This is a genomic window from Pullulanibacillus pueri, from assembly GCF_014639255.1.
GTDB classification, from domain to species: domain Bacteria; phylum Bacillota; class Bacilli; order Bacillales; family Sporolactobacillaceae; genus Pullulanibacillus; species Pullulanibacillus pueri.
In genome coordinates this window covers 47,763-69,089 of sequence record NZ_BMFV01000015.1, presented here as the reverse complement: position 1 = coordinate 69,089, position 21,327 = coordinate 47,763, and the positions used below count along the sequence as shown (strand labels likewise).

Annotated in this window: 20 protein-coding genes and 1 pseudogene; 4 read left to right on the top strand and 17 right to left on the bottom strand. The window is 41.0% G+C overall.

The window, feature by feature from the left end:
• Positions 1-47: 47 nt before the first annotated feature.
• Positions 48-431, bottom strand: coding sequence for a DoxX family protein (locus IEV91_RS10890; protein WP_188497460.1), 384 nt, complete (start codon positions 429-431; stop codon positions 48-50).
• Between the two features lie 552 nt (positions 432-983).
• Between IEV91_RS10890 and IEV91_RS10885 the strand changes: the two are divergent.
• Positions 984-1,339 (top strand): annotated as a pseudogene (locus tag IEV91_RS10885) (transposase); the annotation flags it as partial.
• 98 nt (positions 1,340-1,437) lie between these two features.
• Here IEV91_RS10885 and IEV91_RS10880 read toward each other — a convergent pair.
• Genes IEV91_RS10880 through IEV91_RS10855 form a run of 6 tightly spaced genes read right to left on the bottom strand, consistent with a single transcriptional unit; the run spans position 1,438 to position 7,619 of the window.
• On the bottom strand, positions 1,438-2,070 hold the full coding sequence (locus IEV91_RS10880) for a cysteine hydrolase family protein (RefSeq protein ID WP_188497459.1): 633 nt from the start codon (positions 2,068-2,070) through the stop codon (positions 1,438-1,440).
• A gap of 22 nt (positions 2,071-2,092) precedes the next feature.
• Entirely contained in the window at positions 2,093-3,109 is a 1,017-nt protein-coding gene (locus IEV91_RS10875; protein ID WP_188497458.1) for an ABC transporter ATP-binding protein, read from the bottom strand.
• Between the two features lie 16 nt (positions 3,110-3,125).
• Positions 3,126-4,019: an ABC transporter permease gene (locus IEV91_RS10870; RefSeq protein ID WP_188497457.1), complete on the bottom strand. Its 894-nt coding sequence runs from the start codon at positions 4,017-4,019 to the stop codon at positions 3,126-3,128.
• Positions 4,020-4,032: 13 nt separating this feature from the next.
• The gene (locus IEV91_RS10865; RefSeq protein ID WP_188497456.1) at positions 4,033-4,980 is read right to left on the bottom strand and encodes an ABC transporter permease; all 948 of its coding nucleotides are present in this window, start codon (positions 4,978-4,980) and stop codon (positions 4,033-4,035) included.
• Positions 4,981-4,993: 13 nt separating this feature from the next.
• The gene (locus IEV91_RS10860) at positions 4,994-6,607 is read right to left on the bottom strand and encodes an ABC transporter substrate-binding protein (protein ID WP_188497455.1); all 1,614 of its coding nucleotides are present in this window, start codon (positions 6,605-6,607) and stop codon (positions 4,994-4,996) included.
• 37 nt (positions 6,608-6,644) lie between these two features.
• The gene (locus tag IEV91_RS10855; RefSeq protein WP_188497454.1) at positions 6,645-7,619 is read right to left on the bottom strand and encodes an ABC transporter ATP-binding protein; all 975 of its coding nucleotides are present in this window, start codon (positions 7,617-7,619) and stop codon (positions 6,645-6,647) included.
• Positions 7,620-7,952: 333 nt separating this feature from the next.
• Here IEV91_RS10855 and IEV91_RS10850 point away from each other — a divergent pair, with 333 nt between their 5' ends.
• Positions 7,953-8,249, top strand: a complete 297-nt coding sequence (locus IEV91_RS10850; protein WP_188497453.1) for a LysR family transcriptional regulator — start codon at positions 7,953-7,955, stop codon at positions 8,247-8,249.
• A 140-nt stretch (positions 8,250-8,389) separates the two neighbouring features.
• On the opposite strand, the gene IEV91_RS10845 is transcribed toward IEV91_RS10850, so the two are convergent.
• The 3 genes from IEV91_RS10845 to IEV91_RS10835 form a co-directional block, all read right to left on the bottom strand.
• On the bottom strand, positions 8,390-9,334 hold the full coding sequence (locus IEV91_RS10845) for a carbon-nitrogen hydrolase family protein (protein ID WP_188497452.1): 945 nt from the start codon (positions 9,332-9,334) through the stop codon (positions 8,390-8,392).
• 73 nt (positions 9,335-9,407) lie between these two features.
• On the bottom strand, positions 9,408-9,620 hold the full coding sequence (locus tag IEV91_RS10840; protein WP_188497451.1) for a hypothetical protein: 213 nt from the start codon (positions 9,618-9,620) through the stop codon (positions 9,408-9,410).
• A gap of 26 nt (positions 9,621-9,646) precedes the next feature.
• The gene (locus IEV91_RS10835) at positions 9,647-11,059 is read right to left on the bottom strand and encodes an amidase (RefSeq protein ID WP_188497450.1); all 1,413 of its coding nucleotides are present in this window, start codon (positions 11,057-11,059) and stop codon (positions 9,647-9,649) included.
• A 605-nt stretch (positions 11,060-11,664) separates the two neighbouring features.
• Between IEV91_RS10835 and IEV91_RS10830 the strand changes: the two genes are divergently transcribed.
• The gene (locus IEV91_RS10830) at positions 11,665-12,099 is read left to right on the top strand and encodes an SRPBCC family protein (RefSeq protein WP_188497449.1); all 435 of its coding nucleotides are present in this window, start codon (positions 11,665-11,667) and stop codon (positions 12,097-12,099) included.
• The gene (locus IEV91_RS10825; protein ID WP_373284428.1) at positions 12,096-12,413 is read left to right on the top strand and encodes an ArsR/SmtB family transcription factor; all 318 of its coding nucleotides are present in this window, start codon (positions 12,096-12,098) and stop codon (positions 12,411-12,413) included. The genes IEV91_RS10830 and IEV91_RS10825 overlap by 4 nt, the downstream gene beginning before the upstream one ends.
• A gap of 57 nt (positions 12,414-12,470) precedes the next feature.
• Here IEV91_RS10825 and IEV91_RS10820 read toward each other — a convergent pair whose 3' ends face one another.
• The 7 genes from IEV91_RS10820 to IEV91_RS10790 all read right to left on the bottom strand — a co-directional run bounded on the left by IEV91_RS10820 (position 12,471) and on the right by IEV91_RS10790 (position 21,234).
• Positions 12,471-13,250, bottom strand: a complete 780-nt coding sequence (locus IEV91_RS10820; protein WP_188497448.1) for a formate/nitrite transporter family protein — start codon at positions 13,248-13,250, stop codon at positions 12,471-12,473.
• A gap of 774 nt (positions 13,251-14,024) precedes the next feature.
• Positions 14,025-14,999 (bottom strand): aldo/keto reductase, encoded by a 975-nt coding sequence (locus tag IEV91_RS10815; RefSeq protein ID WP_188497447.1) that lies wholly within the window; start codon positions 14,997-14,999, stop codon positions 14,025-14,027.
• Between the two features lie 403 nt (positions 15,000-15,402).
• Positions 15,403-16,251, bottom strand: coding sequence for an SDR family oxidoreductase (locus IEV91_RS10810; RefSeq protein WP_188497446.1), 849 nt, complete (start codon positions 16,249-16,251; stop codon positions 15,403-15,405).
• A 42-nt stretch (positions 16,252-16,293) separates the two neighbouring features.
• The gene (uxaC, locus tag IEV91_RS10805; RefSeq protein ID WP_188497445.1) at positions 16,294-17,712 is read right to left on the bottom strand and encodes a glucuronate isomerase; all 1,419 of its coding nucleotides are present in this window, start codon (positions 17,710-17,712) and stop codon (positions 16,294-16,296) included.
• A gap of 34 nt (positions 17,713-17,746) precedes the next feature.
• Positions 17,747-19,291, bottom strand: coding sequence for an MFS transporter (locus tag IEV91_RS10800; protein ID WP_188497444.1), 1,545 nt, complete (start codon positions 19,289-19,291; stop codon positions 17,747-17,749).
• Positions 19,292-19,382: 91 nt separating this feature from the next.
• Positions 19,383-20,495 carry a mannonate dehydratase gene (uxuA, locus tag IEV91_RS10795; protein WP_188497443.1) on the bottom strand — a complete coding sequence of 371 codons (1,113 nt, stop codon included), beginning with the start codon at positions 20,493-20,495 and terminating at the stop codon, positions 19,383-19,385.
• 46 nt (positions 20,496-20,541) lie between these two features.
• Entirely contained in the window at positions 20,542-21,234 is a 693-nt protein-coding gene (locus IEV91_RS10790; RefSeq protein ID WP_188497442.1) for a GntR family transcriptional regulator, read from the bottom strand.
• Between the last annotated feature and the right edge of the window lie 93 nt (positions 21,235-21,327).

Sequence of the window (21,327 nt, the reverse complement as noted above, 5' to 3'; positions counted from 1 at the left end):
TAAAAATAGAAAACTTTGTTTCTAGAAGACTTTTCTCTTAAGTTATTTTAATATTTTCTTGCCCTTAAAGCATCCAACGCCAAAAATCGACTGCCACATAAAGCAAGATAAAAAGCGATCACCATAACTAGAAGATTAAGCTCATAACCACCTAAGAATCCGGAAGATAAATGTGCGAAGATAATGGCACCGATCATAATGACGACGCCTAGAGCCGCGACAACTCGAGTAAAGAGTCCTAATATCAAGAAAATCCCGCCGACTAATTCAACGCAAGCCACAATATAAGCCAAAGAACCCGGGAGACCTATGCTTTGAAACCATCCAGCAACATTGCCGATCCCCCCCTGAAACTTTACTAAGCCGTGAACAAAAAGGGTAATCCCTAACATGATTCTTAAAAGCGTTAAACCTATCTCATGTTTCATCATAAAAATATCCCTCCTATCATTTGCACGTTAGCCTTCCAATCATTTGGGCGGTGATCGCACTGTCCGCTAGGCTGACAACCCCATTTTAAAATTTAAATTATAATCGCCCAGCTTTGCTTCCCTGTCCCACTTTTCATTATTACAATGTATGCGAAGAACTTCGCGATTATTTCGTTAATTTGTCCCTAGTTGCGTTACCGTCACCATCATCTAAAGAGCCGATGTGAAGCATTTTTCAAAAAGTTTCGCACGAGATTTTATAAGTAATCCGAGGAGATTAATCTAAATTTAGAAAAAATTTACAATAAGTGCACTTTTTATTCCTCTTAAAAAAAAAGTATAAAATTGCAAGCAGTGAGGCAAGGATGTTTAAAGTGTCCAGAGGCATTGAACATGAAATGAATGAGATTGACTAAAAACTCAAGCGGTCAATGGGACTTAACATCTCCCCTATTTTAGCCATTGATAAAAGCTCTCCTTAATCGATCACTCACAATCAAATGGAGTTGAGGTTTTCTCACCTTCAAATCTGAGATATAACGGAGAGTTTTGGTTGTGGTAGAGATGTTGGAGAAGTCTTTTGAGCGATTAACAGATGGTGATACATTACTTATTCACTCTGACCAAGGATGGCATTACCAGATGAAGCAGTATCGACTGGGCCTAAAAGAACGTGGGATAACCCAAAGTATGTCACGTAAAGGGAACTGTTATGACAACGCCGTGATTGAGAATTTCTTGGCATTATGAAATCTGAATTCCTTTATCTCAAAGCATTTGAAAGCATTGATCACTTTAAGCAAGAGCTGGATAAATATATGGATTACTATAATAACAAATGGATTAAGGCGAAATTAAAAGGCAAGAATCCGATACAATATCGAACCCTTGCCCAACAGGCTGTCTAATAACTAACCTGTCTAAATGTCTAACCTTTTGGGGTAACTTCAAGAATGTTCGGATTTTTCTTTGAGTGAAAGACTTCTGTCCCAGCCTCTTCCTTTCACTACACATTCATTGTCAGTGTTTTCGACCAATAATTGATGATGTCATCGGTATCAAGCGCAAGCCCGAAGGTATTCTCGATATTCATGATGGTGGAATCATGGAGTTCCCTTGAGTAACAAGCACTGGCGTCCTTAACAAGCGTGACATTGTAATCGAGCATAAATCCATCACGGGCGGTAGATTCCACGCATACATTTGTTGCTACGCCTGTCATAATGATCGACTTTCGCTTTAAATTTTGTAGGATCATATTCAAATCAGTTCCGATAAAGGCGCTGTATCGATGCTTCTCTACTATGATATCTTCAGCTTGAGGCTCAAGTTTATAGAATTCCGTTCCCCATGAATACTTTTTCACGATACCCAAAGGGTCTTGAGAGGGTTTTTGTAGACTCAGACGTGTTTTCCAAGCCTCAGACACCGTATTCTCGTCTAATGTCATCTGAATAAAGATGACGGGAACATTCATTTTTCTTGCCTCTGTGATTAATTTTTGAACCTGAGGAATGATGGCCTGAGCATCAGTGACATCACTTCCTCGATTGGCACAAGCGCCAGCTTCATGACAAAAATCATTCTGGATATCAACAAGAATAAGTGCAGCTTCCTCCGGATTTAAATGTGCTTTCATTTAAATAGCCTCCTCATATTTTTTAGATAGGCAAAACATCAGATTGTTTATTTTGGGACAAGGATCCTGTCCCCATGTCCCACAAATGACAGGCGACATGGTGACCTGTGTTTACTTCGATTGTTGGTAATTGAGCGTTTCCGCATTGTGCGGTGGCATGGGGACAACGGGTTCTAAATCGGCATCCACTTGGTGGGTTTAGGGGACTCGGCAATTCCCCTTTTATGAGTTGATGCTTATCTAAGTTGGAGACACCAACCTTCATTGAAGGCTCTGAATTTAACAGAGCTTTCGTGTAGGGGTGTCTGGCATTGGAATAAATGTGCTGAGCGGACCCTTTCTCGACCACCTTTCCCAAGTACATGACCATCACTTCATCACTCATATACTCCACAACATTCAGATCATGGGAAATAAAGAGCAGGGAAAGATTAAAATCCTTTTTAAGATCTTGAAATAAGTTAAGCACTTGCCCTTGAATGGATTTATCAAGCGCGGAAACAGCTTCATCGGCAATAATTATTTCAGGTTCTAACACTAAGGCTCTCGCAATAGCTACTCGCTGTCTTTGCCCGCCACTTAGACTTTGTGGATAGCGATGGGCATAAGAACGTGGTAATCCGACGGCTTCCAAATAATCATTCGCTTTTTTTCTCGCCTCTTTTTTGGATACGCCATTCGTCCATAAACTAAATGCGACATTGTTTTCTATGGTCATTTTCGGATTGATGGAAGAGTAAGGATTCTGGAAGACCATTTGAATTTTTCTTTTGATTTGATTTAATTTCCTTCCTTTTAATGTAAGGATATCTTGATCGCGATAAAGCACCTCCCCTTCATCAGGTTCAATCAGTCTCAGAAGCAAACGAGCGAGTGTTGATTTCCCACATCCTGACTCTCCGACAATGCCCAGTGTGCCTCGTTCCTTAAGCGAGAAGGACACATCACTAACCGCCGAAACAGCCCCTTTACTTTTACCGAAACTCCCCTTAACAGGAAATGACTTACTCACACCTTTAACCTCTAAAATCGTATTCATTCCAATCACCTTCCCGTCAAGAATTGATCTCTAGTGCATCACGCAGCCCATCTGCTACGAGATTAATAGTCAGAGCTGTAATAAAAATAAAGAGCCCAGGAATAATCGTCACTAAAGGATTAATAAAAATTTGCCCCTTAAGGTTGTTCAGCATGATCCCCCATTCGGGTGTGGGGGGCGAGACACCTAGACCTAAAAAGCTTAAACCTGAGGCAAGCACAAGACTAATACTGATCTGAGTCGTCCCATAAACAAACACCTTAGCAAAGATATTTTTGATCACATGATATCGAATAATTGAAATGCTTTGAGCACCGCTGGACTTTGCAGCCTCTATAAACTCTTCTTCTCTCACCCCCTTTACCGCTGATTCTGCAACCCTAGCAACAGGCGGGATAAAAATAATAGAAATCGAAATCACGATGTTATTAATCCCTTGTCCTAACGCTGCTGAAATACCAATAGCTAATAAAATAGCTGGGAAAGAATAAAAGATATCAAGTGTTCGCATGATGATCGTATTGAGGATCCTGCCAAAGTAACCTGCGATCACTCCTAAGGCGCCTCCGATGACAATGGAAATAACAACAGGGAGAAAGCCAGCATATAAACTTAAACGCCCGCCGTACAACACCCGCGTGAGCATATCACGCCCTTGTTCATCGGTCCCGAGAATATGGCCTGTTGAGCCTAAAGGTAATAATCTATCCGTTATCTCGCCATCCAAAGGGCCAAAAGGAGCAATGAGAGGGGCTAATAGGCAAGAAAGAACAACAATACCAAGAACAATTAAAGCAATAAAAGCAATGCGATTTTTATAAAATTCAAGCCATACCTTTTTCAACAGGGAATCTTCTTTTATTTCATTGCTTAGCAGAGATGGATTTGTTAATTCTGATTCATTTAACATGCTAACCTCTCCTTTAAGACCCTCTCACTCTTGGATCGATAATGGAATGCAGAAGATCGACAATTAAATTTAATAAAATAAAAATGACACTTACGATCAGAACCCCCGCTTGAATAATCGGATAATCTCTTTGACTTACCGATTGATAGATTAATTGTCCTATCCCCGGCCAAGCAAAGACGGTTTCAACTAGAACAGATCCCCCTATGAGATAACCTAATTGCAAGCCAGCAACCGTAAGCAGATTGGGCGTCGCATTTTTTAAGACATGCAGTAGGATCCGAAAGGGTTTTAGACCTTTAGCCTGCAATGTTTGGACAAAATCCTGGTGCAATAGATCAAAGACAGCGCTCCGAACCATTCGCGTCATAACCCCTAGTGTCGTCATCCCAGCTGCAACTGCTGGCATTATGATGTGATAAAACACATCAGCAAAGCTCCCGCCATTCACACTCGATTTCATACCTATTGGAGGTAACCAGCCAAACAAAACGGAAAATATCCCGATTAAAATGAGGGCTGCCCAAAAGTTGGGGATACTGATCCCCGTTAGACCGATTAAATTGCCAATCGAAGCGAGCCAAGACTTCGGTTTATAGGCACTGTAGACACCAATCACGAGACTAATGACGAAGGCAAAGATCCCCGCCCCTAACGCAAGAATAAGAGTATTCAATAACGCCGGGAACAATAAGGCATTCACACTTAATTGCCTTACAATCGATTGACCAAAATCCCCGTGGAGACTGCGCATTAACCAATCGACATATTGAATATAGAGGGGGTGGTTAAGTCCTAATTGCTCTGTTATCTGAGCGCGCACTTCCTTACTCGCATCAACAGGTACAATAGAGTCTACAGGATCACCAGGGACAATTTGTAGCATTAAAAAGACGATAATCGATACCCCAATTAAAGTGGGAATCATTAATAATACTCTATGGGTCAAAAATTTCAGCACGACTTACACCTCCTCATTTATTTTGCTGGTTGATGGAAACTGTCGTGAGATCAGCAAACCAAGATTGAGGTTGCACGAAACCTTGAACATCTGGTGCCAGGACTCTGAGGTTCAAGTCATGGGCCACAAAAATCCAGGGCGCATCTTCAGCGATAAGTTTTGCAGCTTGCTGGACCTCTTTATCTCTCTGCGCGGTATCAAAAGTCCCGGTCGCCTTTTGGATATATTGATCGACTTTTGGATTGGAATAGCCTCCGATATTACTGCCATTTGGAAACTTTGAACGTGTTGAAAAATAGCGGTCAAAAATCATCGGTGTATTCGTCGGTAAAGATATATTGATAGCCCCCACTGAGTTATCTTTTGGAAAACCGGAAAGATATTGATTGAGTAAAGTTTGCCATTCGACCGCTTCAATGGTGACATTAATGCCGACGGCTTTAAGATTTTTTTGAATGTATTCGTTCATCTCTATCGGCCACATATTTCCGGAACCACTCGTTGGCACCATAAAGGTGGTTTTAAATCCTTTAGGATAGCCTGCCTCTTTTAGCAGTTCTTTGGCCTTCTTTGGATCATACTTATATTGAATAGCATCATCGCTATACCAAGTGCTTCCCGGATAATCGACTTGCGTTGCCGGAGTCGCCGCACCGTTTAATAGCGCTTTTGATAAGCCTTCACGATTGATCGCATAATTGGCAGCCTGACGCACGCGTTTATCATTCCATGGTTTTTCGTTTAAGTTAAGAACGTAAGCCCAATTGTGTGGATATTCATTTTCAAGGACTTGATAATGATCCTTCTTCAGTTGTTTAATAGCCTCAGAAGGCGGAACCTCGGCCCAATTGATATCCCCTGACTTCAAAGCCGCTAGTCGGGTGGAAGCATCCGGCATTGGGAGCAAGACCAATTGTTTAAGTTTTGGCACATTTCCCCAATAGTCTTCATTCTTTTCAAGTACGAGTTCTTGACCTTTGGTGATACTTTTGAATTTAAAAGGGCCCGTTCCTGCGGGATGCTCTTGATAGTCCTTTCCATATTTCTTTATCGCCGTCGGACTTGCAAAAACAACTTGCGTTAAATCGTATGGAAGGGAGCTATAAGGCTCTTTTGTTTTAATTTGCACCGTATCCTCATCAATCTTTTTATAGTCCTTAATATATTTAAGACTGGTTGAAAGTCCTCCGGCTAATGTCGGATTAAAATATTTAGATTTTGAGTTATGAACACGATTAAGGTTAAAAATAACGGCGTCGGCGTTAAATGGGGTTTGATCATGAAAAACGACACCCTTACGGAGATGAAAGGTCCATAATGTAGGGTCACTCTTTGAAACTTCCCAAGAGGTCGCCAATCCAGGTTCTACTTCGGCCGGCTGATCGCTTTGGGTAAGATTCCATTTTGTTAAACCTTCATAAAGTTGAAAGCCTACAAATCGCCACCCTTCGTATCCTTCACTAGGGGAGACATCCGTGGTCGGGATATTAGATGCTGACATGCCAATCACTAAGGTTTGACTTGTAGAAGAGCTGCTGCCTAAAGAGTTTGTTCCACACCCTGTAAAAATGAACAAGCTCATTATCATGATAAGTAATGCAACACAACGTATCTTTTTTGATCTCATCGATATCCCCCTTTGAAAAAGACGATTCCTTTAGCGTTTAAGCCTCTTTACTCATTTTGTCTTGCATAAAACAAGCCACCCGATGCTGTTCAGTCAATAGATCCAACTCCGGACTTGCTTTTGTACAAGCGGACTCAGCATAAGGACATCTGTCACTAAATGCGCATCCTTCAGGCATATTGGTAATCAGTGGTGGTTGACCCGGAATCGTGACAATCTTCCCCGACATCTCTTTCTGTGGAGTAGAAGCCATTAGCGCTTGCGTATAAGGGTGGGAGGGCTCTGAAAGGACTTGACGCGCTTCGCCGTATTCCACAATTTTCCCTGCATACATCACGGCTATCTGGTCGGCCATTTCAATAGCGACACCAATATCATGAGTCACTAGAATAATAGACATACCGTGCTCTTTTTGGATTTTCTTAAAGAGGTTAAGAATTTGTGCTTGGATGGTGACATCTAAAGCAGTAGTCGGTTCATCTGCTAATAAGATGTCGGGATTACAAGCTAATGCCATGGCAATAACCGCCCGCTGCCGCATGCCACCACTCATTTCATGGGGATAGACCCTCCTTCTTTCTTCAGGTGAAGGGATCCCCACTTCTCGGAATAAGTCGATCACTATTGATTTTGCTTCTTTTCTCGAAATTTTACGGTGGGCTTTAATCGTTTCTTCCACTTGTTTGCCCACCCGATACAAGGGATCAAAGGCAGATAATGAATTTTGAAACACCATCGCGATTTTATTCCCACGAATCTTCTGAATTTGCTTCTCGTTTTTCACCAGTAGTTCATCGCCCTGGAATTTGATTGAACCCGTAATTTCAGTCCCTTGCGGTGACAATCCTAAGATTGAGCGTAATGTCACACTCTTGCCTGATCCTGATTCTCCAATAATGACCAAGGTCTTGCCTCTCTCTACTGATAGATTGACGCCGCGGACAGCAGGGACCATTCCTTTTTTAGTTGAAAACTTGGTCACGAGATCCTTAATTTGTAAAACCTCTGACATAATAGACACACCCTCTCATTTATTAATCAAACCAATGTCTGTTTCACTAAACATGAGTGAAGGTCATCAGCATTCTTCATACTCTTAAATGTTGCCATTATTCTTCCTTGTTAACTTTTCTTACATACCCTAATGCTTTAATGCTTTAGATGACTCAGGTTTTATGTTTTCAAGCATACTATAAAGCTGTTGAAACGGGTAATAGTTAAATTTTATGTCATATTTCCTTACAAAACTAAAGACATCGCCCGTATGTTCAGTTATTTTTAAAAATATAAAAGATATAAAATATTCATTCGGTTAATCAAAGGGGGCATCTAGGGAGGTTGTTTTTTGGATATTGATTCGATGGACCTATATTGTTTTGTTAAAGTTGCCTATCAAAAAAGCATCACTAGAACGGCTCACCATTTGCATCTCACACAACCGGCACTCACATCAAGACTGCAAAAATTAGAGGCAAAATTAGGGGTGCAACTCCTTTTAAGAAGTTCAAAGGGCATTAAACTGACAGAAGAGGGATCATTATTTTTAAAACACGCTATAAGGATTTTAAAGGAGCTCAATGCAATTGAAACTGAACTCAACAAGCTTCAGGAAGGTTACAATACCATTAAAAGTAACCATTAAGAGACATATAGGCTCCTTCTCCTTCTAAGCCTCCTTTCGAGCATTGGTATCGACACTAAATAACCTTATCCCTGCTCAGGGATAAGGTTATTTAGGTGTTATTATTCTTTGTCAAAGCAAACGAGTGCTTTTAAGATCTGTTACTCATTTAAAACCAAAGTCGTTGACAGCTTTTGCTTAGTAGAAAGCGGAATAGTTGCGCGGGGAGGGCTTACCTGAGTCTCTAACCCTTTTAACGCTGTATAATGCTGGGCGTGTCGATCCTTTAAAACATTGAGTGACATGCGCGAGCGAACAATCTCCCCCATCACGTCAATTTCCACGACAGCCATCCCTTCTTCATAGCCACATTCAGCCAACGTTTCGCCTGTCGGAGCAACAATGCGACTATGTCCATAAAAGTCATGATCGCCATGAATCCCAGACATATCAGACGAAATGAACCAACATTGATTTTCCAACGCTCTTACTCTGTCTAATAAATCATAGGAGAAACCATTAGCGTCTGTCTTAGGATCGGCCCCCACTTCCTCTAAGGGCCAAGCGGTCGGCATAATCAATAACTCTGCCCCTTTAAGCGTGAGTTCACGTGTACTTTCCGGGAACATTTTGTCGTAACAAATAAGCATTCCGATTTTACCCAATGACGTATCAAAAACGGGAAAATCTTTTCCAGGATAATAAACATGTACTTCATCTCCCGGTTGATGGACTTTGCGGTACGTCCCAATATAACCTTCTGGGCCAACGAGTACAGCTGAATTATATAAAACGTGAGGCTTTCCCCGCTCTCTTTCCGTCATACCGAAAACAACATGCATATTGTATCTTGCAGCAGCTTGAATCACGGTTTGGACAGAAGGACCCTCTGGGACAGTTTCAGCTTGCTCATATTGATAGGTTACATTATCCCTATCAAGCGCAAATAAATTTTTTAGATACCCTTGGAGCGATTGTTCTGGAAAAACGATCAAATCAACTTCTTGCAGGGCTGCTTGCTCAATAAAAGCTAAATACTTTTTTAAATTGTCTTCTTTGTTAAAGGTAACCCCCATCGCAACTGTGGCGACCTTGATTTTCGACATTCTCATCACTCGCTTTCTCGATTTTTGTTTCTCTCTTGCTTTCTTTGGTTCGTCGTCCTTTTCTTTTGCTCCCTCACTCCCTATCAATAGACCCTGTATCCATAACTAAGGGCATAAATATTGGTACAGGCTCTAGATCCATTGGGAAATCTTTAGTGAGATTAAAGAGTGCTTTCATCGTTTCAGGGAATTCTTCTATTGATTTTTCGATTTCTTTGGCAAACGCGGGATCCCATGAACGATTATTGATATACTCACTCATCTGCTTGAGCATCTCCAATTCCATTTACGGTTCCTCCATTTCTAACAAGATTAACTCGCCGTTGTCTTCACAAAGGTTTGAGCCTGTTCATAAGCATAAGCAGCCTTTAATAGAATAGCTTCTTCAAAAGGTCTTCCTTGCAATTGAAGCCCAATCGGTAAGCCCTGTCGATTAAAACCACAGGGAACTGAGAGAGCCGGAAAGCCATTAAAATTACTTGGAGAAGTTCTTCCCAATACACCAAGATCACGAGGATTGACCACCTTACCGCCTAAAGTAATGGTCTCCGCATGAATGGGGAAAGCAGTAATGGCCGTTGTCGGTGCCAACAAAATATCCATATTTTTATATATCTCTGACCACTGTTTTTGGTACTCTTTTCTCAAACGTTGAGCCTGAACATAGGCCCAAGCAGGTGTAAAGTGACCCATTAATAGACGACCACGAATATTACTCCCATAGTCCTCTGCTCGCTCAGCTAAGTGCTTGGCGTGGTAGCTATAAGCCTCCGCTGATGTAATCACACCTTGTAATTGAGTGACCTCCGATAATGAGGGGATATCCACTTCAATAATATGGGCTCCCAATGCTTCAAAAACAGGGATGGACGCCCTTACTGCTTGTTCTACTTCGGGATCAATATTTTCGAAATAGTAGCGTTCACAAATACCAATGGTCAGCCCCTTTAATCCCTCATCCCCCTGATTCAAGGTCTCTATGTAATCAGGGACATCAAGTTTTGATGATGTGAGGTCTTTTTTATCTTCACCAGCAATAACCGATAGAACGGCCGCCACATCCCATGTTGATTTCGCAAGCGGTCCCGCATGATCAAGTGATGAGCTTAACGGCAGCACACCGCGTCTGCTCACTCTTCCATAGGTCGCTTTAATGCCAACAACACCGCAAAGAGAAGCTGGCATACGAATTGAGCCGCCCGTATCTGTTCCCAATGAAAAAATAGAGCTTGAAGCCGCCACTGAGGTTCCCGATCCGCCGCTTGATCCCCCAGGAATCATTTCTGTATTCCAATAATTTCGTGCCGGTCCGTAATACTCATTTTCATTGGTGCCACCATAAGCAAATTCGTGCAAATTGGTTTTGCCTACTAAAACGGCCCCTGCTTCGGTGAGCTTTTCAATAACAGCTGCATCCTCATCAGGAACATAATCAGACAGCACTTTGGAACCCGCGCTCGTTAAAACCCCTTTTGTTGTAAAAAGATCTTTAGCAGAATAAGGGATGCCATGGAGATGGCCTCTATACTGCCCGTTCATGATTTCTTTTTCAGCTTTATAGGCCGCTAACATCGCCTGGTCTTCAAGAACCGTAATATAAGCATTCAATGCAGGCTCTGTTTCATTGATTCTCTCTAAACAATCCTTAACGAGTTCGACTGGGGAGAGCTCTTTGCTTTTAATTAAAGGCGCTAATGTCTCAATTGTATTTTCCACTAACCTCATCTTCATTTCCCCTCCTTGTTGACTTCTTGTTAATCATCATATCCAAAATTAAATGAATTTTGTAATAACAATAATCTATGTCTTATTTTCTAACAGTCTTCCAAGCTGAGAAAGCTTGACTTGCACATCCACCGCTTCCCTCAGCACAGCCTGACGTTCAGGCATACGATTTCCCGATAAAAGTTGTCACCACGGCTTAATGGCGATGGCTAATTTCTCCCTTTTAAGATCTTTCACAAAACCAGACTAAAAAGGAGACCAGTCTCGTACTTGTCTCCCTTCCTATGTCCAGTTCAGTAACGTTGATGAACCTATGGATTGAAAAGATATTAGACTAAATCGTTCATAGAGAAAACACGCTCTAATACCCTAATATAATGTATTTTTTTATATAATTACCTTTTATGATGATCCGAAATATGAGAACCTAGCATAACGAATACTATTCCCCAGGCAATAATATTATATAGAGCCGTCTAAAAATGATGAATATGTTTTCTCTCAAGATGTGAAGGTATGATCTTCTCTTTACACGAAACCAAATGGTGTTATATAATAAAGTAACACCATTTGGTTCTATATTAAATATGGCAAAGGAGATTTCTATGACATCGAGTAATCATACTGTAAAAGACATTGAACAAACGGTCATTTTAAATGCACCCATTCAAAAAGTTTGGGACTACGTTTCAACCCCCGAAGGTATCGAAAAATGGTTTATGCCTAATGATTTTCAGGCCATAGTCGGTCATGAATTTCATATTCAATCCCCTTTTGGTCCCTCTCCCTGTAAAGTATTGGACATTAAAAAACCACATCTTATTTCGTTTTCATGGGATATCGATGGATGGATCGTCTCGTTCCATTTAAAAGAGCAAGGGGATCAGACTGAATTTACTCTCGTCCATGGGGGATGGCCATCAGAGGATTCGCTAATAACTAAAGCAAAGCAAAAAAGTTCAGTGGTTCGCGATACTATGAACAACGGATGGCATGGTATTGTTCAACAGCGACTTAAAAAGGTAGTAGAATCGTTGTGACCGCCGTCAAGCATGATGTCTTCCAGGCGATTGCTGATCCTACTCGCCGGGCTGTCCTACAATTACTATCCCAAAAACAATTAACCATTTCTGAAATTACCGCTCATTTTCCGATCAGTCGAACGGCGATCGCTAAGCACCTTGGCATTCTTTCAGAAGCACGGCTTGTGAGTGGAGAAAAAGTAGGGAGAGAAAAAATTTATCACCTTCATCCCGAGCCTTTAACAGAATTAAAACAATGGCTCGCTTACTTCGAGCAATTCTGGGAGAATAAACTGAGCATACTAAAGCATGTGGTTGAAGATGATGAATAGAAGTATTCAATGATATGTTTTTAGGCAGCCCTATTTGATAGGACTGCCTATATTTCTTCAAGTTTGCGGTTTTCTTAAATACGTCAGCCAATAAATACCGCCGACAAAAATGGCACCTCCAACAATGTTGCCCAAAAAGACTGGAACAAAATTACCGAAATAGTCCCCCCAAGTAAATTGCCCAGCAAAAATGGCGGCAGGGATGACAAACATGTTGGCCACAACGTGTTGAAATCCGATGGCGACAAAGGCCATAATGGGAAACCAAATCGCAACAATTTTACTGATCATATCTGTTGAACCATAACAAAGCCATACTGCTAAACATACGAGCCAGTTACAACCAATGGCGGATATAAAGGCCTGCATGAAAGTTTCATTAAGCTTCCCCGTTGCGATGGCGACGGTTTTATCTAAAAAGGGTGCTCCTTCAGTTAAACCGACAACGTGACCGAAAAAATAAGCAACGCATACTGCACCAATAAAATTAGTAATCGTAATGATAACCCAGTTGGAAATTAATTTACCAATCCCTATTTTTCTGGAAAACAGTGCCATAGCGACAGCCATCATATTTCCCGTTAACAGTTCCCCTCCGGCTAGAAGCACTAAAACTAGCCCTACAGGAAATACTGCAGCTCCTAAAAATGAACTAAATGAGCTCCAAATAGCAGGAGGCATCCCAGCAGTCACTCTTATATCCAATAAAAAGCCAACCGAAATAAAGGCGCCTCCCAAAAAACCTAATAGGAGCATATTAATAAAAGACATTTCCGCTTTCTTCGTTCCATTTTCTACTGTTATTTCTGCAATTTCCTGTGGAGAATGAAATGCCATGTAGTCACCCCTCACCTACTGTAATATCCTCAATTGAAAACCTCACTTTATGCTTAGTATCTTATTTACTGGGCGAGAATTATTCATCGGAATATGTAGGGAAGGATAACTATGGAGAAGAATTGTATACTTTCACACGCATGATACGTACTAATGCTTCATCAGCAATACTACTCTTCTAACAAACATCATTGTATGCAAACCAAGAAAAATCGGGCAAAGCCCCGATCCATATTAAAGCAATGAAAATGTTTTTTTACCAAAGGCTGCGTTATCACCCCAGTTGATTGGAACGGAAGGCGCGAGGTTCGGAACACTTATACCAAGTGTATTCCTCAACCACCCCAAAAAGTTAAGAACACTTTTCGGGGACCCCGATTACCACCCCAAAAAGTTAAGAACACTTTTCGGGGACCCCGATTACCACCCCAAAAAGTTAAGAGCACTTTTCGGGGACCCCGATTACCACCCCAAAAAGTAAAGAGCACTTTTCGGGGACCCCGATGGTGCGTCGAACGCCGACCCTACCCACATCAAAAAAATCGTAAAACATGATTTTTCTGCGAGGATGATTCTCTTAGTAGCTTTCCTTAGTCGTGTGGGCATGAGGAAAGCGAGCGCTTGGAGTGGAGGTCAACACCAACACACTATCGACATCCAAAAAACTGCAATTCTTCACCAAAAAAGGGACAGCCATAAGCGTTAAACTTATAAATACGCTGATATTATAAAAAGGATATTCACCCTTAACAGTGAATACCCTCCTATCAATGATTACCAAGCGTAAGCTTTCGGTGCTTCCCCATAGCCTGGGAAGATTTCGTCTAAGCGATCAAGAGCAGCCTGATCAAATGTAATGTCAACAGCACGAAGCGCTTGTTCAAATTGTTCAAGTGTTCTTGGACCAATTATCGGTGCCGTGATGGCTGGATGTTGAAGGACCCAAGCGAGCGCGACATCGGCTTCTTTTTCCCCGAATTCCTTACAAAAGGCTGAGAACTCCTCGAGTTGTTTTCTATGTTTTTCAATGCGTTCAGTTTGCTTGGCTGAACGCGACCCTTTTGCTGGATTTAAAGCATTTCCACCAAGAAGACCACCATCTAGTGGACTCCAGACAATGACACCAATACCTTGGTCTTTAGCTGCTGGTAAGACTTCTAATTCGGGAAGTCGACAAAGCAAGCTATATTTATGCTGTTCCGATACAAGGCCGAAGAAGTGGCGTGATTGTGCTGCGGCCTGTGCCTTTATAAGGTCCCAACCGGCAAAGTTACTAGAACCGACATAATCAATAGTCCCCTGTTGCACAAGGGATTGGAAGACTTCCCATAGTTCATCCCACGATGTGTTTCTATCAACATGATGCATTTGATATAACTCAATATGATCCGTTTGTAGTCGCTTTAATGATCCTTCCAAATGACGACGAATTTTATAGGCAGACAAATTACGCTCATCGTTTGGACCGTCATTTTCATCATTCATTGGATTATAAACCTTAGTCGCGAGTACCACCTTTTCTCGTCGATTTCCACCTTGGGCAAACCAACGGCCAATAATTTCCTCTGTCCATCCTTTACGATCCTGACCATAGACATTCGCTGTATCAAAAAAATTGACTCCAGCATCCAAAGCGGCATCCATAATACGAAAAGCTTCCTTCTCTTCTGTAACCGGACCAAAATTCATCGTCCCTAAGCAAAGCCTACTGACCTTCATTCCTGAACGTCCTAATTGTGAGTATTCCAATGGTCATTGCCTCCTACGATCTGATTTTTGAACGAAATGAGAAAATTTAAATTTATCGGTTTCTATTATAAATAGTTTAATAGAAAAAGAGAAATAAAACGCTTAACTTTTATCGATCATTAATCGGTTCTTATAAAATTAAGAGAAATCGAGCGTTCTGAAGCGGAAATCCACACCGTCCTGATGTCCAGAATTTTATCCATTTATACTTAAAATTGCTTGGCTATACTTTACGCTTCGCTAAGCACAGTCTGATATTCGTACTTTCACACTCACACACTATGATTGTCGCCTACCCTTATTGGCGAAATCCTAAGTTACACTTATACCAAAAACCCTCTTCCAGTTTTAGAAAGAGGATTCTTGTACATAATTCTATGACATAGCGAAGTATCAACGGGTTTTAAACACCTGAATAAGCCATAAACCCACCATCTACAGGAATGGTAACTCCGGTCACAAAGCCGGACAAGTGCTCATCAACAAGCCATAACAGTGTGCCAAGAAGATCTTCTGGTACACCAAATCGTTTCATCGGTGTATTTCTTAAAATCTTATTTGACCTTTCGGTTAATGACCCATCTTCGTTTGTTAATAACGTGCGGTTTTGTTCAGTGAGAAAAAAGCCTGGGGCGATCGCATTCACGCGAATCCCAGCATCTGCCATATGCACTGCAAGCCATTGGGTAAAATTACTTACGGCCGCCTTCGCAGCACTATAAGCTGGTACCTTTGTCATAGGTGAATAAGCACTCATAGACGACATATTAATGACAACAGCGCCTTTTTTATTCAACATCTTCCTTGTGAAAATTTGAGTAGGAATGATCGTCCCAAGTAAATTCACGTCAAAAACTTTACCAAAGGCATCCATTTCCAAATCAAAAAAGGATGTCGTGTTTGGATCTTCGATATCCGCTAAATCAATCGTTTCATTGGACGTCGAGCCTTTAGGGTTATTGCCCCCAGCACCATTGATGAGAATATCACAATCACCGAGCTCATTGCTGATCTTCTGTTCTGCTTGTTTCACACTCTCAACATCCGTGACATCACAAGCCACCGCAATCGCCCTGCCACCTTCCTGTTCGATTTCTTGAACAATCTGCAAACCCTTGTCTTCATTCCGATTTAAGATGGCCACTTTGACCCCTTGTCTTGCTAATTCTTTAGCCATGGCTCGACAGAGTACACCGCTACCACCAGTGACAACGGCTGTCTTACCTTGCAAGTTTTCATTCATTGGTAACATATTTGTTCATCTCCTCAAAAATGGTCTATTCCCTAACTAGGATTAAAGATTCGCGTTCTCATTTAATTTTAAGTAAGCCACTGCATTGTAATATGAAATATCTTGAACGATTTTTCCAAGCCCTTCAATATCATTTGGGTATTCACCATTTTCCACCCATTCTCCTATCAATTGACAGAGAATACGTCTAAAATATTCATGCCGACTATAAGATAAGAAACTACGTGAATCCGTGAGCATCCCTATAAATCGAGAAAGTAATCCGATATTTGAAAGTGCCTTCATTTGAGAAATCATACCCTCTCGATGATCGTTAAACCACCAAGCCGTTCCAAACTGCATTTTAGCTATCGTTCCACCTTCTTGAAAATTACCTGCCATTGCAGCTAACATCTCATTGTCACGAGGGTTTAAACCATAAAGAATAGTCTTTGGAAGTTGTCCGCTCTGATCCATCGCGTCGAGTAACCTCGCTAAAGGGAGTGCTACGGGATCATCTCTCATGGAGTCCCCGCCGACATTGGCGCCAATGGATTGGAACAATCGTGAGTTAACATTTCTTAATGCTCCAATATGCAATTGCATGACCCAATCATGCTCACTGTATAATTGCCCTAAAGACACGAGTAGACAGCTGGTAAATTGCCGAAATTCCTTTTCTGACACCGTTTCTCTATTTAATGCTTTTCTTACAATTTGATCTAATTCTTCAAGCGTCGCATCTTCATAGACCACAGGTTCCAAACTATGGTCAGACAACCTACAGCCAACCTCATTAAAAAAATGTACACGTTTCTCCAAGGCCAACACGAGTTCACTGAAGGTCCTGATGGTTTGCCCAGTCACTTGGCCCAAGGCATCGATATAACTGGACCAAGCTTCCTCTTGTATAGATAAAACTTTATCTGGTCGGAAAGTTGGTAAGACCTTCGTCGAAAAATCCTTTTCTTTTTTTAACAGTTCGTGAGCATTGAGGTCATCAAGAGGATCATCCGTTGTACAAATGATTTCGACATTTGACCGCGTAATAAAACCACGGGCAGTAAATTCTTGAGTTTGTAATTTCTCGTTACACGTCTCCCATATTTCCTTAGCCGTATCCTTTTTTAAAATGTGATACACCCCAAAGTATTGCCTCAATTCCATATGTGTCCAATGGTAAAGAGGGTTCCCTATGAGTTTTTCTACTGTTTCAGCCCATTTTTCAAATTTCTCATAGTCATCAGCCTCACCGGTAATGTAATGTTCATCGATCCCATTAGCTCGCATGGCTCGCCATTTATAATGATCTCCTGCCAACCACAGTTCTGTCATATTCTTATACGATCGGTTTTCATAGATTTCTTGCGGACTTAAATGACAATGATAGTCTACGATTGGCAGATCGGCTGCGTATTGATGAAATAATTGTTTTGCCGTTTCACTATTAAGTAGGAAATTTTCGTCCATAAATGCCTTCATTAAAAGGACCTCCTATATCTGTAATGACAAAGGACTAAGAAGATTTAATTTCTTGCCCTTGTGTGGGGGTTCCATTTGTAGGACCACCCCATAAATTTTCATACTTATAACCCGTAAGTGCTTCTACAACTTCTTTTGTTTTTGGATCTACTTGTTGCTTTGACCCATTGTTTTTCAGACGATGAATTTCATCTACCAAAATCCCATGAGTTTCTTTATTTAATTTAAAGGTAAAGGCCGCTATCAAAGAGAGCAAGAGAAGAGCACCAACGCCGATGACTAAAACGTATACAATGGTATGAACAGCATGAGTGGACTGCGTGTCTGCCCCTTCAACAAAACCACCAAATTGTAACACAACCCCAACAAGAAAGGTCGCCAATGCAGTGGAGGATTTTCTAAAAAAGGTCATCACTGCGGCAAATAAACCTTCTCTTCTCTGTTTAGAAACCATCTCATCCACATCGGGAATAAATGGGTAAACATTCCAAGGTGTAAATTCTAACATACTCCTCCCGATTTGATAGACAGCAGAAATAATAAATAGGGTTACAATTAAAGAATGAGGTTGAATCAAGAATACGGCACCATAGGCTAAGAGACAAAGAATCATTGTAGAAAACGATACTTTAAATAAATTGGCTGGTCCTATTTTAATCATTAAGAACCCATAAGCGATAGTACATGGAATGCCGATAATACTGAGTGAAAGCATATTCGCCGCGACAGCTGATGAACTATTAAGGGCAAATACACAGAAAAAGACGAACACAGCATTAAAAGTATCCTTAGCTGTCATTGAACAAATATAAATGAATAAATGCTTTCGAAAACTTTTGATTTTAAATGTCGTACCATAGTCGATGATTGTCTGGCTCAACTGGTGTAATTTCTCCTTAAATCCACGCTGTGCTTTCATTTCTTCTAATAATTTTTGCTGATCTTCTGAGGAGAGTTCTCTCTCCCAAGTTGACTTATACGAAATAAAAACACAAATAGCAAAAACCACAGCGAAAAAGGCACCGTTTACAAAAAAGGCCATCGCATTATCTTTACCTAAAGCATTAATCAATTGTCCTGGAACAAAAGTCGCTAAGAAAGTTCCTGCGCTCGAAATAAACATTCTTGTCGTTGATAATTTTGTTCTTTTATTGAAATCCTCTGTCATTTCAGAGGGTAAAGTTTCCCACGGGATAAGAATCATAGCAGCGATAATTTCAAAAAGTAAATAAGTAAGGAGATAATACCAATAGTTCATTCCACTGGTCCACAATAAGATATAAACGAGCATCAATGGTGAGCCAATTAAGATGAAGAAGCGCCGTCTACCAAACTTTCTCCCTAATTTATTTTTAAAGAAATGATCTGAGAGGCTACCCATAGATAAACTAGCAACAGCGTCGACAATTCGGGCAATAGCAATGATAGAACCCGCTTCTACTGGGGTAAGATCACAAAATGTTGTATAAAAGAATAAGAGCCAGGCCCCAATAATGGTAAAGGCCCCTCCTCCGACCATGTCTGTTAGACCATATCCAATACTCGTCCTCAGGGTAATATTTTTATTTTTTCTCGACATCTCTATTCCTCCTTACAAAACATACTCGAAGAGATGAATCGCTTACATCTCAAGACTACCTAAATGGGGGAAAAATGACTCCCCCCCTTTTTTAAACAAACGATTTAGCCACAAGTTTCTCAGCATCAGAAGGGATTTCTTTTGCCAACAACTGATTCGTATCCCAAGCCCCCTGTAAGTACATGGCACCAAGGGCCCGATCATATAATCCATATCCTGGTCGGCACACCTCATCCCAAATATGTCGTCCATGATCTGGACGAACATAGCCCTTAAAACCATGCTCATATAGAGCGTTTACAATTCCCGTTATATTTACAGAGCCATCAGCATTTCGATGAGAGGTCTCTATGAAACTCCCATTATCTAGATGTTTAACATTGCGGATATGCGCAAAAGGAATCCGTTCTACAAAGGTTTTTACAATATCAATTAAGTCATTGTTCCTATTCCCACCTAATGAACCCGAACAGAAAGTAAGGCCATTCGATGGACTGTCCACTGCACTCAATATGTTCTGAATATCTTGTTTGTTTTTAACAATGCGTGGCAAATTAAAGACCGAAAACGGTGGATCATCAGGATGAATCGCCATTTTAATCCCATACTGCTCAGCCACAGGCACTATGGCTTTTAAGAAATAGATAAGATTCTCTAGTAAGTCTTGCTCCGTGATATCCTGATACTGTTCAAACAAACGTGTCAGGTCTTTTAACCTTTCTGGTTCCCAGCCTGGCAAGGTGAATGTATTGGCATGTGCCTCCATATTTTTAACCAATTGCTTTGGGCTAAGGGAGATCACCTTCTCAGCATCAAAAAATAGTGCGGTGCTTCCATCTTCCATTTCTTTAAATAAGTCCGTTCGTAACCAATCAAAGACAGGCATAAAATTATAACAAACGACTTTGACTCCAACCTCGCTAAGATTTTTTAAGGTTTCTTTGTAGGCTTGTATGTATTTTTCTCTACTCGGCAAACCGAGCTTTATATCTTCATGGATGTTGACGCTTTCAACAATGTCAATATGTAAGCCGTAGGGCTTCGTTTGTTCAGCGACCTCCTTTATTCGTTCAAGGGGCCAAACCTCCCCGACAGGAATGTCATGTAAGGCCCAAACCACACCTTGCACCCCGGGGATTTGTCGAATGTGTTGCAACGAAATCGGATCATTGCCTTCTCCATACCAGCGGAAAGTCATTTTCATCGTTATACCTCCTCAGTACTAATCCTTACAAACGTGAATATTCCCTTTAGTTCCTACTAAAGTATTCTGGGAATTCCCGCAAAAGAATTTCCTTTTCTGACAACATTAATCGCAAATGCTCCGTTTCTATTTTTTTAACCTCGGCTTTATTTTGATTACATATGGCCGAATAGATCGCTTTATGTTGATCGATTAATATCTCTTTATCAAAGGTTTCCTTTGCCATCAATCTTAATAGACGGAATCGATTTAGGTGTGCCGTCATTCCTTGCAACATCTGCCACGTGCGTTGTTTACCGGACCAGTCAAAAAGTTCCTTATGAAATTGCTCATCAAGATCGAAAAACTGATTTTTTTCGTGAGGCTCAATGTCAGTACGAGCCGAATATTCTTGCATCTTGATGTTAGCTTCTAGACGAACCAATGATTCATGGTGAATCGTCTCACAACACAAGGCGGCAACAGCAGTCTCTATTTGCTCACGAACAAAACGTGCCTCTTCAGCAAAGTCCAGGTTAATCAACGAAACGAAAGTCCCACTTTGAGGAATGATCGTTAAAAGCTCCTCTTGAGCTAATCTTAAAAAGGCCTCTCTAATGGGTGTTCGGCTTACCTGTAATCTTTCAGCCATTGTTTTTTCTGATATTTTTGTTCCTGGTGTGAGCTGCAACTTTAATATTTGTTCCTTCAACTCGCTATAAGCATATTCCTTTGCAGTTAGTGTCTTAGAAATGGTCATCAATTCTTTTCCCCTCTACCTACTATTTTGTCCTTAGTATACAGAATCACGAGGGAAATAACATTTTATATCCCGTGTCAAATGAGTGTACAT

Coding starts and splice junctions, on each gene's coding strand:
- IEV91_RS10890 (WP_188497460.1), bottom strand. CDS start 431: ATGATGAAACATGAGATAGGTTTAACGCTTTTAAGAATCATGTTAGGG.
- IEV91_RS10880 (WP_188497459.1), bottom strand. CDS start 2,070: ATGAAAGCACATTTAAATCCGGAGGAAGCTGCACTTATTCTTGTTGAT.
- IEV91_RS10875 (WP_188497458.1), bottom strand. CDS start 3,109: ATGAATACGATTTTAGAGGTTAAAGGTGTGAGTAAGTCATTTCCTGTT.
- IEV91_RS10870 (WP_188497457.1), bottom strand. CDS start 4,019: ATGTTAAATGAATCAGAATTAACAAATCCATCTCTGCTAAGCAATGAA.
- IEV91_RS10860 (WP_188497455.1), bottom strand. CDS start 6,607: ATGAGATCAAAAAAGATACGTTGTGTTGCATTACTTATCATGATAATG.
- IEV91_RS10855 (WP_188497454.1), bottom strand. CDS start 7,619: ATGTCAGAGGTTTTACAAATTAAGGATCTCGTGACCAAGTTTTCAACT.
- IEV91_RS10845 (WP_188497452.1), bottom strand. CDS start 9,334: ATGTCGAAAATCAAGGTCGCCACAGTTGCGATGGGGGTTACCTTTAAC.
- IEV91_RS10840 (WP_188497451.1), bottom strand. CDS start 9,620: ATGGAATTGGAGATGCTCAAGCAGATGAGTGAGTATATCAATAATCGT.
- IEV91_RS10835 (WP_188497450.1), bottom strand. CDS start 11,059: ATGAGGTTAGTGGAAAATACAATTGAGACATTAGCGCCTTTAATTAAA.
- IEV91_RS10830 (WP_188497449.1), top strand. CDS start 11,665: ATGACATCGAGTAATCATACTGTAAAAGACATTGAACAAACGGTCATT.
- IEV91_RS10820 (WP_188497448.1), bottom strand. CDS start 13,250: ATGGCATTTCATTCTCCACAGGAAATTGCAGAAATAACAGTAGAAAAT.
- IEV91_RS10810 (WP_188497446.1), bottom strand. CDS start 16,251: ATGTTACCAATGAATGAAAACTTGCAAGGTAAGACAGCCGTTGTCACT.
- uxaC (WP_188497445.1), bottom strand. CDS start 17,712: ATGAAGGCATTTATGGACGAAAATTTCCTACTTAATAGTGAAACGGCA.
- IEV91_RS10800 (WP_188497444.1), bottom strand. CDS start 19,291: ATGTCGAGAAAAAATAAAAATATTACCCTGAGGACGAGTATTGGATAT.
- uxuA (WP_188497443.1), bottom strand. CDS start 20,495: ATGAAAATGACTTTCCGCTGGTATGGAGAAGGCAATGATCCGATTTCG.
- IEV91_RS10790 (WP_188497442.1), bottom strand. CDS start 21,234: ATGACCATTTCTAAGACACTAACTGCAAAGGAATATGCTTATAGCGAG.